Annotated in this window: 14 protein-coding genes; 4 read left to right on the top strand and 10 right to left on the bottom strand. The window is 51.7% G+C overall.

Translation table 11 applies throughout. The features are described 5' to 3' along the window. Window positions 1-70: 70 nt before the first annotated feature. From I2G61_RS00375 to I2G61_RS00385, 3 genes are read right to left on the bottom strand one after another with little or no spacing between them, the layout of a single operon-like run. On the bottom strand, window positions 71-685 hold the full coding sequence (locus I2G61_RS00375) for a hypothetical protein (RefSeq protein ID WP_072684977.1): 615 nt from the start codon (window positions 683-685) through the stop codon (window positions 71-73). Continuing rightward, window positions 686-2,161, bottom strand: coding sequence for a UxaA family hydrolase (locus tag I2G61_RS00380; protein ID WP_072684978.1), 1,476 nt, complete (start codon window positions 2,159-2,161; stop codon window positions 686-688). Continuing rightward, the gene (locus I2G61_RS00385; RefSeq protein ID WP_072684979.1) at window positions 2,158-3,591 is read right to left on the bottom strand and encodes a tagaturonate reductase; all 1,434 of its coding nucleotides are present in this window, start codon (window positions 3,589-3,591) and stop codon (window positions 2,158-2,160) included. Before I2G61_RS00385 ends, I2G61_RS00380 begins: the two co-directional genes overlap by 4 nt. 267 nt (window positions 3,592-3,858) lie before the next feature. Here I2G61_RS00385 and I2G61_RS00390 point away from each other — a divergent pair, with 267 nt between their 5' ends. Further along, window positions 3,859-4,182: an inorganic diphosphatase gene (locus I2G61_RS00390; RefSeq protein WP_072684980.1), complete on the top strand. Its 324-nt coding sequence runs from the start codon at window positions 3,859-3,861 to the stop codon at window positions 4,180-4,182. 155 nt (window positions 4,183-4,337) lie between these two features. On the opposite strand, the gene I2G61_RS00395 is transcribed toward I2G61_RS00390, so the two are convergent. The 7 genes from I2G61_RS00395 to I2G61_RS00425 all read right to left on the bottom strand — a co-directional run bounded on the left by I2G61_RS00395 (window position 4,338) and on the right by I2G61_RS00425 (window position 13,014). Further along, complete coding sequence (locus tag I2G61_RS00395) at window positions 4,338-4,706, bottom strand: VOC family protein (protein ID WP_072684981.1); 369 nt, start codon at window positions 4,704-4,706, stop codon at window positions 4,338-4,340. 69 nt (window positions 4,707-4,775) lie between these two features. Continuing rightward, entirely contained in the window at window positions 4,776-6,236 is a 1,461-nt protein-coding gene (locus tag I2G61_RS00400) for an FAD-binding protein (protein WP_072684982.1), read from the bottom strand. A gap of 195 nt (window positions 6,237-6,431) precedes the next feature. Further along, on the bottom strand, window positions 6,432-8,222 hold the full coding sequence (locus tag I2G61_RS00405; RefSeq protein WP_072684983.1) for a flavocytochrome c: 1,791 nt from the start codon (window positions 8,220-8,222) through the stop codon (window positions 6,432-6,434). A 565-nt stretch (window positions 8,223-8,787) separates the two neighbouring features. Beyond that, the gene (locus I2G61_RS00410) at window positions 8,788-9,747 is read right to left on the bottom strand and encodes an aldo/keto reductase (protein ID WP_072684985.1); all 960 of its coding nucleotides are present in this window, start codon (window positions 9,745-9,747) and stop codon (window positions 8,788-8,790) included. A 92-nt stretch (window positions 9,748-9,839) separates the two neighbouring features. Beyond that, the gene (locus tag I2G61_RS00415; protein ID WP_072684986.1) at window positions 9,840-10,991 is read right to left on the bottom strand and encodes an iron-containing alcohol dehydrogenase; all 1,152 of its coding nucleotides are present in this window, start codon (window positions 10,989-10,991) and stop codon (window positions 9,840-9,842) included. A 12-nt stretch (window positions 10,992-11,003) separates the two neighbouring features. Beyond that, on the bottom strand, window positions 11,004-12,059 hold the full coding sequence (locus I2G61_RS00420; protein WP_072684987.1) for a transaldolase family protein: 1,056 nt from the start codon (window positions 12,057-12,059) through the stop codon (window positions 11,004-11,006). 166 nt (window positions 12,060-12,225) lie between these two features. Beyond that, window positions 12,226-13,014: a 5-deoxy-glucuronate isomerase gene (locus tag I2G61_RS00425; protein ID WP_072684988.1), complete on the bottom strand. Its 789-nt coding sequence runs from the start codon at window positions 13,012-13,014 to the stop codon at window positions 12,226-12,228. 75 nt (window positions 13,015-13,089) lie between these two features. On the opposite strand from I2G61_RS00425, the gene I2G61_RS00430 reads away from it, so the two are divergent. The 3 genes from I2G61_RS00430 to I2G61_RS00440 all read left to right on the top strand — a co-directional run bounded on the left by I2G61_RS00430 (window position 13,090) and on the right by I2G61_RS00440 (window position 16,581). Next, the gene (locus tag I2G61_RS00430) at window positions 13,090-13,842 is read left to right on the top strand and encodes a DeoR/GlpR family DNA-binding transcription regulator (RefSeq protein WP_072684989.1); all 753 of its coding nucleotides are present in this window, start codon (window positions 13,090-13,092) and stop codon (window positions 13,840-13,842) included. A gap of 278 nt (window positions 13,843-14,120) precedes the next feature. Continuing rightward, complete coding sequence (locus tag I2G61_RS00435) at window positions 14,121-16,088, top strand: transcription antiterminator (RefSeq protein ID WP_072684990.1); 1,968 nt, start codon at window positions 14,121-14,123, stop codon at window positions 16,086-16,088. Between the two features lie 40 nt (window positions 16,089-16,128). Next, complete coding sequence (locus I2G61_RS00440) at window positions 16,129-16,581, top strand: PTS sugar transporter subunit IIA (protein WP_072684991.1); 453 nt, start codon at window positions 16,129-16,131, stop codon at window positions 16,579-16,581. Window positions 16,582-16,651: the final 70 nt, after the last annotated feature.

A 16,651-nucleotide genomic window follows, 5' to 3' on the forward strand; every position in this document is an offset into this window, starting at 1 on the left:
GGCTGATCTACGGCCGGCGTGGTTGGCAGAAGCAAGCGGAACACGAAACGCGTTGTCCGCGCAGTCCTGTTTATTTCTTCGATACGTTTTCAAATGCAGTCAGAATTTGCGGCTCACTCATTTGTTCCGGCTGGTCTTTGATCCAGCTGACGACGTCTTTGTAATGCAGCAGTGCAAACTCGCTTCGGGCATGCGTCAGATCCGCGGCGTCGGGAAAGGCACAGAGGCCGGTGCAGTCCACGCCGCCCAATGCCTGACGCTGATATTGGCAATGTTGACGCAGTCCGTCGGCAGGATTGGGAATCCGGAAGTTTTTTGTCGTTTCCGTCTGCGGGCGGCTGACGATCCAGTGCTTGTCGTTCGGCTTGCCGCTGATCTGACCTTCGCTGCGGACGTCGCGGATTACGAAGGCGCCGCGGGTGCATAACAGGGTAACATAGGTCTGGGCGACATGCCCATTTTGATCCAGCACGGAATTGTAGAGCAGCCGGTGGAAGCCCAGCTCCTGTTTCAGCCAGCTGCTGACGGACAGGTTCTGGCGGAATTGATAGCGCCAGAAGTATTCAAGATAGTTAGCGAACAACGCCGGATACAGCGTTTTGGTATAATGCTTGTGCAGCCGGAACGCCTGGAACACAGCCAACGCCAACAGAACGGTGATCAGGCCATACAGAATGACATCCATTTAACAGATTACCCCCTGTTTGAAGATTGCGATGCTGCGCAGATCGCTGATTTCATTGCGTGTTTTCTTTCCTTCCAGCACGGCGATCAGATCTTCGACCAGCTGGCTTGCCGCCTCGTCCAGCGTGACGCCCTCCGTCAGGATTCCGGCGTTGAAGTCGATCCAGTGCGGCTTTTTCGCAGCCAGCTCGGAGTTGGTCGAAACTTTGTAAGTTGGAATGAACCCACCAAACGGCGTACCCCGGCCTGTCGTGAACAGCACGATCTGACAGCCGCTGGCGCCCAGCGCCGTGGTTGACACGAGATCGTTGCCCGGCCCATACACGAGACTGACGCCTTTTTTCTGGATCGGCTCGCCATAGTCGAGCACATCGCGGATCAGCGCGGTTCCGGCTTTCTGGATGCAGCCCAGACTTTTTTCCTCCAGCGTCGTGATGCCGCCGGCCTTGTTGCCCGGGGATGGATTTTCATAGACAACCTGATGATTGGACAGGAAATAATCCTTGAAGCGATTGATCATCGCGACGAGCTTATCGAATGTTTCCTGATCGGCGGCCCGGTTCATTAACAGCTGTTCCGCACCGAACATTTCCGGGACTTCGCTGAGCACGATATTCGCACCATAGCTGGACAGAATATCGGAAAACCGTCCCAGCAGCGGATTGGCGGTGATGCCGGAATAGCCGTCGGAACCGCCGCACTTCAAACCGAAGGAGAAATCGCTGAGATCGCAAGCTTCGCGCTGATCATGACGCATGACCTGATAAATCTGTTCGAGCAGCTCCACGGCGCTGTGAACCTCATTCTCGACATCCTGACAGTTCAGGCAGCGGATACGCTCCGGGTCGATCTGTTCCAGTGTATCGTAGAATGGTTTCAGCTGGTTGTTTTCGCAGCCCAAACCGAGCACGAGCACGCCCCCGGCATTGGGATGGGTGACGATGTCCTGTAAAATTTTGACGGTGTTTTGATGGTCCTGTCCCATCTGCGAACAGCCGAATGGATGATCAAACGTGAAGATGCCGTCGATATCATCGAAGGGATGACGCTGGCGGAAGGTGTTGACGATGTTGCGGGCGGTGTCGCCGATGCAGCCGACCGTGACGATCACCCACAGCTCGTTGCGGATTCCGACCTTGCCGTTGGCGCGGCGGTAGGCCATGACGGAACGGCCTTGAGGACGTTTGACAATCGGATCAACGATGGGGTTGTATTGATAGTTAAGCGTCCCGGACAATAATGTTTTCAGGTTATGGCTGTGAACCCAGCGTCCAGGTTCAATTCGTTCAGCGGCCTGACCGATCGGCTGACCGTATTTGATGACCGGCTGATTGGCCAAAATGGGTTTACAGGCAAATTTATGTCCGGATGGGATGTCGTCCAGCAACAGGATCCCATCGACCGATTCTCCGGCGGACAAGGGTTCCAGTGCGACGATCACATTGTCGTTGGACTGGATGTGCAGCGTTTTCTTCATGCAAGTCCCTCCTTTTTTAACGCTTCGCGAAGGCCGAGCGTCGTGAGCGAACGGATGATTTCAGTCAAACGTTCCGTGATGTTGTCCATCGCTGCCAATTTGCCCTGCCAAAGCGGCAGCTGGAGCAGCGCGCTGATCGTTGCCTGCGGCTGGCGCTCATCCCAGTTTTGCCAACAGGCCAGGACTTCCGGGCTTTCGCTGATCAACGGCGTGCCGTCTGATTTCCGCCGGCTCAAAAGGACGATCAGCGCGGCGAGCGAGAAACAGGCATGGGGGGCCAGCGCTTTATGCGTATCGTAATAATGCCGCATCGCCGGCAGATCACGGGTATTGAACTTGGCGATTGAATTGAGCGAAATGCTCATGAGCTCGTGGCGGATATCCGGATTTTCAAAACGTTCAAAAACGTCGTGAGTAAAGGATTTTAATTCACTTTCGCTGAAATTGAGCGAAGGCCATACCTCTTCCTTTAAAAAGGCTTCAAGGAAACGGCGAATCTGCGGATCCTCGACGGTTTCCTTTACGGTTTCCAGTCCCCCCAGTAATCCTAAGGGAACCATCGCGGTATGCGCGCCGTTGAGGATCGCGACTTTGCGGTCGCGGTAAGGGGCCAGATCGTCGGTAAAGATAATGTTTTGATTTAACTGATCCAGCGGCAGCACGGAGCGCAGCGCGGGATCGCCCTGAATTACCCAGCTGTGATAGATTTCACCCTTGACCAGACAGGCATCGTGATAGCCGAGCAGTTCTTCCAGCGCCCCCGCCTGATCTTTCGGATAGCCCGGTACGATGCGGTCAACCAGCGTATTGTAAAATCGGTTGGCGTTCTCAATCCAGTCCAGAAAAGCCTGCGGTTCGCCTTGTTCGCGGGCTTTGCGGCAGACGATTTCTTTCAGCGTGTCGCCGTTGCGTTCAATCAGCTCGCAGCACACGATATCCATGCCGCTTTCCGGCGTGCCCTTTAACGACTGGAAGCGATGCTTCAGCACGGCCAGAACTTTGCCGGGGAAGCTTTGCGGACAAGCGTCCAGCGTCACGTTTTCGTCTGTATAGGCGATTCCCGCTTCGGTGGTGTTCGAGATGATCACGCGGCATTGCGGATCTGCCGCACCTTGCAAAAGCGCCGGGTAATCCGTGTAGGGATCGATTCCCTGTTCGATCACGTCGATGATCCGCATCTCACGCGTTGCCGTGCCTTGTTTTTTTCCTTCTAAAAGCAGCGTATATAATCCATCCTGTTCCATTAAGTTTCTGACCCGCCCATGCGGCCGCGGCTGAACGACGCAGACGCCGCCGTTGAAATCGGTTTTCTCATTCAGCTGAGAAATGAAATCATCGACAAAGGCCCGCAGGAAGTTTCCTTCGCCGAACTGAAGAATGCGCACCGGCCGCTGCGGCTGGGGATGATTTTGACGATTTAAAGATTCCATCATTGATTACTCCATTCTTTTTTTCCATTTTATCATGTTTAACAAGCGTCCACGGCAGGCAAACAGGCAGTTTATTCCGGTAATTTTTTATGTTTTCATTTTAACGAAGTTTTTTGCCTGATTTTTGTTTTCATTCTGATGAAGTCTTGAGAATGAACAAATGGGCAGCCGCTGCGGAATAATCAGAAAAATGATCAAAAGTCCCTCTTTATCCTTTATAATAAAATCATTAACGTAAGAATGAGAAAATCAGAACAGGAGAAAAAGATGCTTGGACAAATTGTCACGGTCACAGTCGATCGAAAAATGGGAACGCGCCATCCAAAGTATCCGGATCTGATCTATCCGGTAAATTATGGTTATATCCAGGGGATCCCCGCGCCCGACGGGGAAGACCAGGACGCGTACATTTTAGGCGTTGATGAACCTGTGAATGTGTTTACGGGAAAAATCATCGCGATCATTCACCGAAAAGACGATGTGGAAGAAAAATGGGTTGTGGTTCCCAGGGAACAAACCTTATCCAAAGAAGAAATCATGGAGCAAGTCAAGTTTCAGGAACAATACTTTACGACTTATATTGAAATGTAGTTTATGATTTAAAGCCTGGAAAAAACGAATTTGAAAATAACTCAGGACAGAATAGAATGGTTAATCATACGGACAATTCTATGAAGTGTTTAGGGTTTACGATGAAGAAAAAAGATATCCCGTATTTCTGAGATATCTTTTTAACATAGGAAAGTTTAAGCCTGAACGAGGCAGAATGGATGCCCTGCCGGATCAAATAGCGTTACAAACTGAGAACCGCCAAACTGCGTGTCGGCCTTCCGCGCGCCCAAGGCTTCCGCTTTTGTGATCATTGTATTCAGGTCGGAAACGAGAAAATCAAAGTGGACTTGTTTCTGTTGCCGGCCTTCAACCTCCGGCCAGACCGGCGGTACATAATCGTCTTCCTGCACGAAGACCAGCATCACGCCGTTTTCGCTGACAACCGCGGGATTGCCGAACAGTTCCGTAGTTTTCCAGCCCAGCAGTTCATGGTAGAACTGACTCAACTTTATAGCGTCAGGACAGTCGACGACCAGATCGGCCAGACGAATTTCATTACACATAAGATGACCTCTTTTTCTTATTTTTAGTTTCATAGTAAACGATTTCTTCAATTTAAGCAAGCGTACCAATTATTTTTTCAGCAGCTGAGCGGCAGCACTTTGAGCGGTGATTCGCGCCCAGACCAGCCCGGATGTCAATTCCCATCCCGGACATTTCGTATCTTCTCCATAAACAGAGTACAGGCCGTTGAATTTATTATTGTCTGAGGCGTAGCTCAGAACTTCCCCTTTAAAGGACACCGGCAAAAGTGATTTGTTGAGAGTCGGGCGGGATAGGGAAGTATGAAATTCCACGATAACATAAGGAGGTATCAGCTCGCTCATTGTCGATCCCTCACGCTGAAATTCTAAATCAAGGCCGGTCCGGGCGTACTGATTGTAATCCGTGATCGTTTTTTTTACAATTCCGGGGTATTCCGGATTGATCATGTCAGCGAGGAAATCAAGATTATCCACTTCGAAATAAAAGGTTCGCGGTGAAATTCCGGCCGCTTGAACGTGATCGAGATCGCTGATTCCATAGACCGGTTCCTGTTTGGCAATCCAAATCAGCTGATCCTGATAGTTCATCTTCGGATCCTTTTCATTAAAGAACCGGCGGCCGTCAGAATTTAAAAAAATGATATTGGGCAGGGTAAAGTAATCGTAGTCTTCCTGCAGTGAAGCCACCGATTCCCAATCCTCTAATTGAAGCGGTGTGTAATCGGAGCTTAAATGTCCGCGAAGGAAAACGTCTTGCGAAAGAAACTGATCCGCGATGATTAACGCATTTGTTTTAATTTTAGGCGAATAATTCAGAGGTTGGCCTGTTTCTTTATTGCTGAAGGATTGCACAACTTTGACGCCTTCTACACCATCCTGTGCTTCATTCAGTAGAATCTGAGTCAGGTGTGAATTTTCCATGAAGGCGATCCCCAGATCGGCGGCGATCTGGGTCAAGGCGGATAGAACGACAGGGTGTCCTTCAGTCTGTCCATCATTGGGGGTCATCATTAATTTATAATCCGGCAGTAAACCCGGTACTGGTTCGGCAAACGGTACGCCGCAGCGTTCGATCAGCCAGTCGACGTCCGCTCCGGAATGTTCAACGGTTGTTCGGAAAAGAGAAGAATCGGCACTCAGCGTGAGTTCCGAAAAATAATCTGTATAAAATTGTTCAATTTCGGTTAGCGTCCAGCGCCGCTGACTTTGGTCAGCCCGCTGAGCTGCGGCGCCTAACGCCGCATAGCGATCGGTTTCCTCCGTCAGAATTTCGACGGAATGGGGCAGATCGGCGCTGTGAAATGAAGTGTAGTCCGGCTTGAGCGAAGATACGATGACAAGGATATCCTCAACCCCCTGATCATGCGCTTCAATCGCGGCGATCAGGCTGGGAATCGCATCGCCGATAATGACCAGGTCGTTTTCCCAATCATACTGTGAATTTAATTCTGAATCGTAGGGAAGGGAAGTCGGCTGACAGCCCGTAAAGAGCAGGACGAAACAAAGCAGAGCGCAGCGAAAACCGTGTCTTGTGAAAGGAAAACGCATGGAAGATCACCTCTGTGATTTCAGTTTACTACCAGAGTCTACGTTTGTAAACCTTTTCGATTGAATGACTTTGGCTTGTCAAGACTGAACGAAATTGAGGATTCATCAAACCAGGCATTAGATTTCGCTGGCATTCAAGGATGAGTAAAAAAGAACCCCAGCCGTCAGACTGGGATTCCTTGGAGGGAAATTGATTTATTTCGCAGCGGCTGCGTTGCGGCCGGCGATCCGTCCGAAGACGGTGATATCGGCGATCGCGCAGGTGCCGACGCGGTTGTTGCCATGGATGCTGCCGGTAACTTCGCCTGCGGCGAACAGACCTGGCATGACATTGCCTTCAGTATCCAGAACTTCTGCATTTTCGTTGATTTCAACGCCGCCCATTGTGTGATGGACAGAAACGACGCCTTCCAGAATGAACCAAGGGCCTTCCTTCATCGTGACCATGCTGGTGGTACGGCCGAATTCATCGTTGTTGTTTTCGATGCCTTCGTTGTACTTATCCATCGTTTCAACGAGGTTTTCAGCGTTGATGCCATAGTGTTCTGCGACTTCTTCCAGCGTGTCGGCTTTGAAGAAGACACCGTCTTCCAGGCAGCGGGCATATTCATCGGCGAATTTTTCTTCCAGATTCAGCCGGTCAGCGACTTCCTGATTGTAGATCGCGTAGACTAAGCCGCCCTGAGCCAGAATACCTTCAGCACGAACGTCGCGCATTGCAACTTCGTTGACGAAACGCTTGCCGTCTTTGTTGACATAGATCAGACCTTCGCCCGACCAGCTTGGTGCTTCGATCCCATAGAAGACGCCGGTGATCGGATTGTTGAACGGATAGAGCTGGATGTGTTCCATATTGATCAGATGAGCGCCGATCTTTTCAGCCATGACGATGCCGTCGCCGACAATCGCCGGGGAGTTCGTCGTTTTAACCGATTCGTCCAGCGTTTCCCAACGCGTGTTGTAATGTTCGCGCATTTCGACGTTCGCGCCGAAACCGCCGGTGGCCAGAACGACGCCATTGTTCGCGGAAATTGTCGCGGTCTGATCGCCCTGGGAGACCTTAACGCCGACAACCTTGCCGGTTTCATCCTGAATCAGTTCTTCAGCCTTGGTGTTCAGCATGATTTCAACGCCGTGACCTTCAGCGTATTCCTTTAACGGATTGATCATGCCCGGGCCTAAATCAATCGGTTCAACGGCACGGGCTACGCTGTGGCCGCCTTCCCAAACGAGGTAATCCTGATATTTGACGCCGATCTCATCGCGCAGCCATTCCGCTGCCGCCGTCGCGTCGTTCGCGACGATATCGACCATTTCCTTCTTTGCGACCTTTCCGCCGCCTTCCCACATTTCCTTCGCCATCAGTTCCGGGCTGTCTTCAATGCCCTGTTCTTCCTGCAGCCAGTTGTTCGGGCAGGCCAGTTCGGCATAGGACAGAATCGTGTTGCCGCCGACATATGGCATTTTTTCAATGACAACGACATTTGCTCCTGCTGCCTGTGCTTCGATCGCTGCAGACAAGCCCGCTCCGCCGGCGCCTAAGACAACGACGTCATAGGTCTTATCTTCTAAAGTAACGGTCGTCTTCGCCGCGCCCTCGCCGCTCATCAGCGCTTCGATATCTGCGCCGGCTTCTGTCAGCGCCGCTTTGACAGCGTTCAGAATCGCGTCGGATGTGTGCGTTGCGCCGGATACCGTGTCGACGTTCAGCGACTGGGATTCAACGATCGAAGCCGGGATGTTGGCGATCGCCGCATCGGAGATGCCAGCCGATTCCTTGTGTTCCGTGACTTCGACCTTTTCAATTTTGTCGGCGCTCAAGGTGACTTCGACGGTAACGTCGCCGTTATTGCCCTGGGCGGTGCCTGTGTAAGTTCCTGCTTTGAATTTGCCTTCGCCGCCTTGATCATTCTTCGGTGCCGAGCTGCACGCAGCCATCGAAGCGATCATCATGACGGAAAGCATCAGTTTAACGATTTTTTTCATAATTTTCCTTCCTCCTGATTCTTATTTTATAGAACCGGCCGAAAGGTTTGAATGGATTATCTTCTGCATTTTTTGTAATATTGTCCATTTGTGCACAAAAACAGATAATTTAAACAAAATTTTTTCAGGGAGTTAACCGAATCCATGAGGGACAGGTGTTCTCATGGCTGTTAATTTCAATGGGATTCTTCTGTTTTTATGCGCTGGATCTTATGATCAACAGGCGGAAAGACGCGGGACGGAATCTATTGGCAGAAAGTTGGAAGAATCTTCAGCGATAGGAGCTTTCAGGAAAGACGATAATCAAATTTCCTGTAAAGCAAAGAGCGTCCCGGCTTTCCATATTCAGTATAACTCAAGAATGGTAATTAAACAACTCTTTTGAGTTTTTTTGACATGAAATAAAAACGCCGGGCAATCCGGTCCCGGCGTTTCTATCAACAAACATTTCGTTTTGCGTAATTTCCTTCAACGTTGAGCTTCAGCGTTGAAATCCTTCTCCCTTACGGAGCCCTCATTTTTCTCTAAGGAAGAAGAACCGTGATACAAGGCGGTGAGCAGGGAATCAGAGCTGATCCAATCCCAGCCGTGCGATTTCCGCGTCGATTTGCTGCATTTGAGCATCGCTGAGCTGCCATGTGAACGTATTGAGATTTTCCGCGACATGACGCACGCTGCGTACGCCGACCAACGCGGTGGAGACGAATGCTTTCTGCGTCGACCAGTTGATCGCAACCTGACTGACTGGAACCTGATGTGTCCGGGCAATTTCATCCAGCGTTGCCATCAGCTCCATGACGCGGGGGAAGATCTCCGGCTTAAAGCCTTTATAGAAGGACAGCCGGACATCGTTGGCCGGCCAGTCGGGAACCTCGCGGAACCGGCCGGTCAGAATCCCGCCGCTTAAGGAACCATAGGTCATCGTGTCGATGCCATGTGCGGCACACCATTGCATCAATGGCTTATAACGCTGATCGATCATCGAGAAGGGCGGTTGAACGACGTCGATCTGACCGTATTTCATCGCTTCCTCCAATAACGGCTGATCGCAGTTGGACAAGCCGATATAGCGGATTTTTCCCTGCTGCTTTAAGAAGTTCAGGGCACACATCGTTTCCGCAATCGGCGTGTGCGTATCCGGCCAATGCAGGAAATAAAAATCGACGTAATCGGTCTGGAGGTTGCGCAGCGAGCTGGCCATTTCCTCCATGACTGTACCGAAACGGGCGTCGCGGAATACGCCGCCGGTGAATAAATCATTGTGCGTGCCGAACTTCGTGGAAATTAAAATCTCAGACCGGTTCAGACCCTGGATCGCTTTGCCGACGATCTGTTCCGAGCTGTGGTTGCCATAGTTGGGTGCTGTGTCGATCAGGTTGACGCCGCCCTGGATCATCGCGCGGATTGCTTCGATCGCTTCGGTTTCGCTCATCGCGCCGTTCCAGCGCAGGCTGTCCAGCCCCCAGGTGCCGACGGCCAGCTGACTGACGTCGACGTTGGCGTTTTTAAAATGAGTCATGCGCATAATTTAGATCATCCTTTCATCATTGATGCCGGAAAAAAACGGGAAGTCCTGGGCAGGGGAGAAACTTAGGGGCTAAGAAAGATCTGAAGGATTTACCACAGCTGTTTATACAGCTCGATCATCGCCTGTTCCGTTATCGGCTTGCGGGTGTTGGCCGGGGAGCCGGAAACGTTGGCGTCATGGGCCATTTTTTCCAGCGAATTCATGAACTGATCCCGATCGACATTCAGCTGCGCCAAGGTTGGCACGTTCAGCCGGGCTAACAGCGCGGACAGATTTTCAATAAACAGATCGGCCGCCTGTTCATCATCCTCACACTGTGTCATATCGCAATAACGCGCCAGATCCGCAAACCGGGCCACTGCGCCATCCTTAACATATTTCATGCAGACTTCCAACAGCACGGCGTTGCTTAAGCCATGCGCGATATGGAACAGCGCGCCGATCGGACGGCTCATGCCATGGACGATCGTTACCGAGGAATTGTTGAAGGCGATCCCGGCTTCCAGCGCCGCCAGCGACATCTGGATCCGGGCTTCCTCATTGTCGCCATGCTCATAGGCATTTGTCAGATTGTTGAAAATCCGCTTGACGGCGCTGAGCGCGAAGGTGTCGGAAAGTGGCTGGGCCAGACGGGAGGTGTAGGCTTCAACCGCGTGGCACAGGGCGTCGATGCCGGTCGCGCTGGTCACGCCCTTGGGCGCGGTCATCGTGAACTGCGGGTCGATGATCGCCAGATCCGGAATCAGACTGCCGCCTTTTAAAAGCATCTTCACGTCGTTTTCCGTGTCGGTGATGATCGTGAACTGGGTTGCTTCCGAACCCGTGCCGGCAGTCGTCGGGATCGCGACCTTCTTCGGCAGCGGCGTTTCCACCGGCTGACCCATGTAGGAATTCAACGGCCGGTTTGGATCGGCGCTCATCATCGCGATCGCCTTCATCGAGTCGATCGGCGAACCGCCGCCCAGCGCGATCAAGAAGTCGCAGTGTTCCGCCTGATATTGCTTCAAGCCGTCGATGATCATCGTATCGCATGGCTCACTGTTGATTTGAGCATAAATCGAATATCCGACATGATGTTGATTCAGCACTCTCAGCACCTTGTCCAGATTGCCGAGCTTGATCATCATCGAATCGGTGACGATCAGCGCCTTTTTGCCTAACGCGGCCAATGCGGGACCGGCCATTTCCAGAGCGCTTGAACCGTTGATGATTTTAGCGGGTGTTAAAAATAGATTTGCCATTGTCGTTCCTCCTTATTTGATCATGTAGCCGCGGATGAGTTTGACTAAATCGTCATAGCCGCCCAGAAACTGATTCATCGTCGCCAAAAACGCGCCGTAGTGCTCAAACGCTTCCGGCTTTAACCCATCCTCAAAGTATGCTTTTTTGAATTCATCCAGCTTCATCAGCTCGTTGATCAGCTCGTCTGCGACCGGCGTGTCGATGTTGTTTTGGATCACGACGTCGCTGCCGTTGTATTTGCGCTGCCAGTCGCTGGTGATCGTCAGAACGATATCCCCGCCGATGAATTCTTCCCAATGATGCTGATTGCGGAAGGCCGCGACCAGCAGCTTTGTCCGATAGCCGCGTTCCTTGTATAACCGGTAGGCGTTTTTGACGACCGCTACGCCCGCCATGTCCAACGCTTCCGCGCTGATCATCACGTCGTGCTGCTTGACCCAGGCTTTTAAGTAATCGTCGGTCCGGCCGGCCATGATCGTGCAGACCGGATGCATTTCCGCCGTGGACAAGCCTTCCGCTTCCCGCCGCGCCAAGCCGCGCTCCACGGCTTCGGCGACCGCAATCGCCTGGGCGCAGGTGAACGAGACTGTCGCATTGATACTGACGCCGCGGTAGGTCAATTCCTCAAACGCTTCGATGCCGGCCTTGGAGGTCGGGGCTTTGATCTGGGAATTGGGCACGGTGGCCGCCAGCTCGCAGGCCTGCTCGACCATCTTGTCCTTGCTGCGGTAGAACTTGGCGTTGGTCTGAAACGAAATCCGGCCTTTCTGACCATGGCTTTCCTCAAACATCGGCAAAAGCAGCCGGCTGGCTTTGGCGCCTAACGCCTTGATCACATCCCAGGCGACCTCATCCTCGGTGTAAGCCGGATGGGTGCTGATGATTTCTCTGATGGTCTCTTCCCATTCGGGCAGTTCCTTCTTTAAGACGTTGCCGACGATGACCGGGTTGGTGGTTGCGCCGCTGGCGCCGTTGTCGATTGCATATTGCAGCTCCTTGCAGCTGCAGGAGTCGTTCCACACTTCCGTCTGCGGGAAGCGGGTGACCATTTCGTATAATTTATTCATGTATTTTTATTTCTCCTTTACTTTAACAGGCTGACCGCCTTGACAAGACTTGGCGTTGTTTTGCAGGACCGCTGCCCGGCAAGGCATTTGCCGCTGTCCTTTTTTTCGAAGACGGACGGATTCTGCGCGATGGCTGAGCGGACCTGAGGAATGAAGGGGTTATGGCTTATTGATCAAGCTGGAAGAATTCGGCATCCGGATCGTTGACCCATTCATGATCGGGGTCGAAGGTGCGCGTCTTGATCCACGGATTGTTTTTTAGATGCGGAATCATCCAGACATAGAACATCGCGTAGCCCGGCGCGGCATTTTGCGGATGGGTCAGACCGCCGGGGATCATCGCGACGCTGTTGTGCGTGATTTTATAGACCTCCTCGCCCATGAAGCAGCTGCCGAAGCCCTGCGGATGATCGAACTTGTAGAAGTAGACCTCCGGCTGGGGATGATGATGCGGCGGATAACTGCTCCAGAAGCCTGGAAAGTTGGTGATTTCCCCCAGCACCATGTTGGAATATGGCGTGCGCTGGTAATCCAGGATCGTCGTGACCTGGCGCTTGGTCGTGGCAGCCAGCTTGCCTTCGCCGAAGAACTGTTTGTCGATGTTGGACTTATCATACAGCACGGCCGGGAAGATCCGCGGGTTTTCCTTCTGTTGGACCAGCACCTCGCCATCTTCCTCAAAGACCAGCGTCACCGGCGTGTTCCGGCAGACGTGCAGGCAGGTCGCGTCGTCGTGGAAGCAATCCTTCCGCACGGCGCTGACCGCTTTGCCTTCATATTGATAGACAACAGTTCCGCTCAGCAGCAGCAGCGCCGTTTCCTGATCCTTTGACTGGATCGGCCAGGACTCGCCTTTATGGGCGATTAACAGTTGAACGTTCATGAACATCCGGTCTTTTTCACTGTCGCAGATCTGATTGAAACCGGGATGCAGATCCTCATTTTTTCTTAGCATTGTGAACTCCTTTCTGCTTGTCACAGGGATTCAACTTGTCTATAATGGAGAAAGTTGAAAGGTCGGGGAAAAACCATGAAATACAATCGTTTGCAGGAAATGGAAGCCTATATCCGTAAAAACCGCTCGGTGAGCAACGAGGAGCTTCAGCAGCTGTTCAATATCTCCGTGCAGACGCTGCGCCGGGATTTGAAGGAACTGGAGGACCGCAATGTGATCACCAAGGTGTACGGCGGCGTTCTGGCCAAACCGGAAAAGATCAGCGCGGCGACCTTGCCGACTTTATCTTCCCGGCTGCGCACCAACGCGGCGGCCAAGGATCGGATCGGTCAGCTGGCGGCGCGGCAAGTGCAGGACGGCGACGTAATTTTTGTGGATTCAGGTTCCACCGCCTATACCATGATCCCCTATCTTCATCAACAGGAGGTCACGGTGATCTCTCATAGCCTGCATGTCATGAACGCGCTGACGGAAACAGAGAATCTGACGGGCATCTGCCTGGGCGGGAAGCTGAGAAGGGAAACCCAGACCTTCTTCTCCGATACCTCGTTTTATCCGTACTACTATAATAAAGCGTTCATTTCCACGGTCGGCCTGTCGATTTCCAAGGGGCTGACGAATACCGATTTCAATGAAGGGGTGATCAAGCGGCATGTGATCCAGAATTCTGCGGAGGTCTGGATCGTCGCCGATCACTCGAAATTCGGTACGGTGGCGTTTAACAAGTTTTTCGATCTTGAAGGCATTACCGGAATTATCACCGATGAAGAACCGAGTGAAAAATACCGGCAATACTTCAAAAATCTCAAAATCCAGTTGATTGATTAAGTCCGGACTAGCCGGGCTTTTTGATTGCCTGGACAAGCTTATCATAGTGTCTGTTGATCAGGTTGTCAACTTGGTTTTGAGAAGGTCTTGGTTAACTTGATCAACTTGTGATTCTTCGAGAAAAGTATTAAAAAAGCTTTTATAAAAGGGATATTCATGCTTTTTCCCCAGCTTCGCGAAACAACAAGCAAAAAATTACCGGATTTCTGTTCCCGTTTTTCTTTCAGCCGGAACAGGAAAGTATGCTATTTTATTGACGAGGGAAGGGCGGTGACAAAATGAATGATCAAAAGTCTAATTACTACACCCAGCTGATCTTGAAGGCGCTGCTGAATAAAGAGATGGTGACCACGGGCCAGCTGGCGGAAGAAATTGGACTGTCAGAAAAAACGATCCGCACTAAAGTGGAAGTGATCAACAACATGCTGCTGGACAACCAGCTGGGCGAGATATGCAAGAAACCCCGGATCGGGATCTGGCTGAATGCGGATGCGCAGCAGCGGCTGAAGCTCAATTCGCTGATCAACAACTCGACGAATATGGACGTACTGCAAAACGATCAGGTCCGCACCGCAACAGCGCTGAAGCTGATCTTGAAAAGCACGAAGAACAACACGCTGACGACCAAGCAGCTGGCCTCCCAGCTCTATCTCAGCGTACCGACGACGCTCAAGGTGATCAACGACTGCCGCAGCTGGCTGAAGCTGTTTAACATCGAGCTGAACGTCGTGCGCAACAAGGGGCTGGAACTGGCGTACAACGAGGTGTCCTACCGCCTGGCATTGAAGCATTTCATTCTGAAATTCGATACCGAGACCAACGTCGAGGAAAGTATCCTGTTTTTTATGCCGGGACTGGATCTTGATGCGATCCGGCGGGGAATCATGGAAACGGAAAAGGAATGGAGCTTTGAGTTCGCCGAGGAATCCTTCAACGAGGTGCTTGTTTACGCATCGCTGGCGATCTATCAGAACCAGCAGGAAAATGGCCGCAAGCTGAAATTTTCAGATGAAGAGCTGGAAATGCTTCAGAAGTACAACGAATACAGCTTTGCCGAAGCGATCTTTAAAAAGCTCGGGGCGCATTTCAACATGACGCTGCCGACTGAGGAAAAAGCGTTTTTGTCAATCCAGATCCTGTGCTCCAAGCTGATCGACAGCGGCTACAGCGCCGACAGCGGCGAGGTGCTGCGGGAATATGACAACAAGCTGCAGGAATTTGTCCGCAAGATCATCTCCGTTGTCAGCAACGTTCTCAACGTCGATCTGACGCATGACGACGCGCTCTATCACGGCCTGTTGATTCACATGCGGCCGACGCTGTTTCGGCTGCGCTATGAACGTGGACATACCAACGGGCTGACCAGTTATATTAAAACGGAATACAAAAAGACCTTCCGGGTTGCCTGGCTGATCTCCGTTCTGTTTGAGGAATATTTCGATCTGAAGGTCAGCGAGGATGAGCTGGGCTATATCGTGCTGTATATCCAATCCGCTCTGGAGCGCAATGAGAATCCGGTCCGGACGATGCTGGTCAGCGCTTCGGGCATGGGCATCAACCAGATGCTGTGCGACAAGATCTGCCGCTCGTCCAGCCTGATTCATTCGGTGAAGGTGGTCAGCGTCCATGATTTCAAGATTGAAAAAGTCACGGACGTCGATTTGATTTTGACGACGCGCGAGCTGCAGCTGAATGACCCGCGGATCGTGGAGATCGACGATTTCCTGTCCGACGCTTCGATTCAGAAAATCAACCACTGGATCCGCAACACGATTCTCAACAAGGTCAGCGAGGCGCAGTTCGACGCGGACTGCCACCAGCTGTTTGAGCCGGATCTGATCTTTACGCATCTGAAAATTGACGACAAGCCGGCGCTGCTGAAGTATTTATGCGATCATCTGGTCCGCAAGGGCTATGTCACGCGCAAGTATGTCAAGACGGTCCTGGATCGTGAAGCGTTTACGCCGACGTCGATCGGCAACGGCGTTGCGATTCCTCATGGCGATCAGAACGAGATCAACGAAGCCCGGGTCGTCATCGCCACGCTGGAAAAACCGATCTTGTGGGACAGCGAAATGGTCGACGTGATCTTTCTGTTAGTCGTGAAAATGACCAATGACTTTGAGATCCGCCGCACCCAGGCTTTCTATAAGCAGTACATCAAGCTGGTCGGAACCGACGAGCAGGTCAACGTCCTGCGGAATTTCCAGACCAACGTCGATTTTTACAAATATTTAATCAAGTAATTTCAGTAAGCAAAGCTACGATAAGGAGAGAAAACAACGTATGGCATTAGCGGATATTCTGGATGAAAACATCATCGACCTGCATTTAAAGAGCACGACGAAAGACGAAGTGCTCCATGATTTGAGCGCGCACCTGCTGGAAGCGGGCTACATTGAAGACATCGAACAGTTCGTCAAGGACATTTATGTCCGGGAAGCGGAAGGGATTACCGGCATGGGCAACCACATCGCGATTCCTCATGGCAAAAGTCATGCCGTCAAAAAGATCGGGATCGCGATCGGCCGATGCGAAAATGAGATCGAATGGGAAAGCTACGACGATGAGCCGATCAATCTGGTCTTCCTGTTCTGCGTCAGCGACGACGCTGATTTCGCGTCCAATCACATGATGCTGCTGGCGGAGCTGGCCGGCAAGCTGGGCAACGACGAACGCGTGGAGAAGCTGCAGAAGGTTACAACAAAGCAGGAGTTGATTAATTTATTCCTCAACTAATGACCAAAATTACCGTAATTTAATCGTTACTTAATCAAAAAATTACCGTAATAAAGTTCCCGCAGTTGTT

The organism is Holdemania sp. 1001095H_141210_F2, assembly GCF_015558105.1.
Classification (GTDB): Bacteria; Bacillota_I; Bacilli_A; order Erysipelotrichales; family Erysipelotrichaceae; genus Holdemania.

Coding starts and splice junctions, on each gene's coding strand:
- I2G61_RS00385 (WP_072684979.1), bottom strand. CDS start 3,591: ATGGAATCTTTAAATCGTCAAAATCATCCCCAGCCGCAGCGGCCGGTG.
- I2G61_RS00380 (WP_072684978.1), bottom strand. CDS start 2,161: ATGAAGAAAACGCTGCACATCCAGTCCAACGACAATGTGATCGTCGCA.
- I2G61_RS00405 (WP_072684983.1), bottom strand. CDS start 8,222: ATGAAAAAAATCGTTAAACTGATGCTTTCCGTCATGATGATCGCTTCG.
- I2G61_RS00395 (WP_072684981.1), bottom strand. CDS start 4,706: ATGTGTAATGAAATTCGTCTGGCCGATCTGGTCGTCGACTGTCCTGAC.
- I2G61_RS00400 (WP_072684982.1), bottom strand. CDS start 6,236: ATGCGTTTTCCTTTCACAAGACACGGTTTTCGCTGCGCTCTGCTTTGT.
- I2G61_RS00375 (WP_072684977.1), bottom strand. CDS start 685: ATGGATGTCATTCTGTATGGCCTGATCACCGTTCTGTTGGCGTTGGCT.
- I2G61_RS00415 (WP_072684986.1), bottom strand. CDS start 10,991: ATGGCAAATCTATTTTTAACACCCGCTAAAATCATCAACGGTTCAAGC.
- I2G61_RS00420 (WP_072684987.1), bottom strand. CDS start 12,059: ATGAATAAATTATACGAAATGGTCACCCGCTTCCCGCAGACGGAAGTG.
- I2G61_RS00435 (WP_072684990.1), top strand. CDS start 14,121: ATGAATGATCAAAAGTCTAATTACTACACCCAGCTGATCTTGAAGGCG.
- I2G61_RS00430 (WP_072684989.1), top strand. CDS start 13,090: ATGAAATACAATCGTTTGCAGGAAATGGAAGCCTATATCCGTAAAAAC.
- I2G61_RS00425 (WP_072684988.1), bottom strand. CDS start 13,014: ATGCTAAGAAAAAATGAGGATCTGCATCCCGGTTTCAATCAGATCTGC.
- I2G61_RS00390 (WP_072684980.1), top strand. CDS start 3,859: ATGCTTGGACAAATTGTCACGGTCACAGTCGATCGAAAAATGGGAACG.
- I2G61_RS00410 (WP_072684985.1), bottom strand. CDS start 9,747: ATGCGCATGACTCATTTTAAAAACGCCAACGTCGACGTCAGTCAGCTG.
- I2G61_RS00440 (WP_072684991.1), top strand. CDS start 16,129: ATGGCATTAGCGGATATTCTGGATGAAAACATCATCGACCTGCATTTA.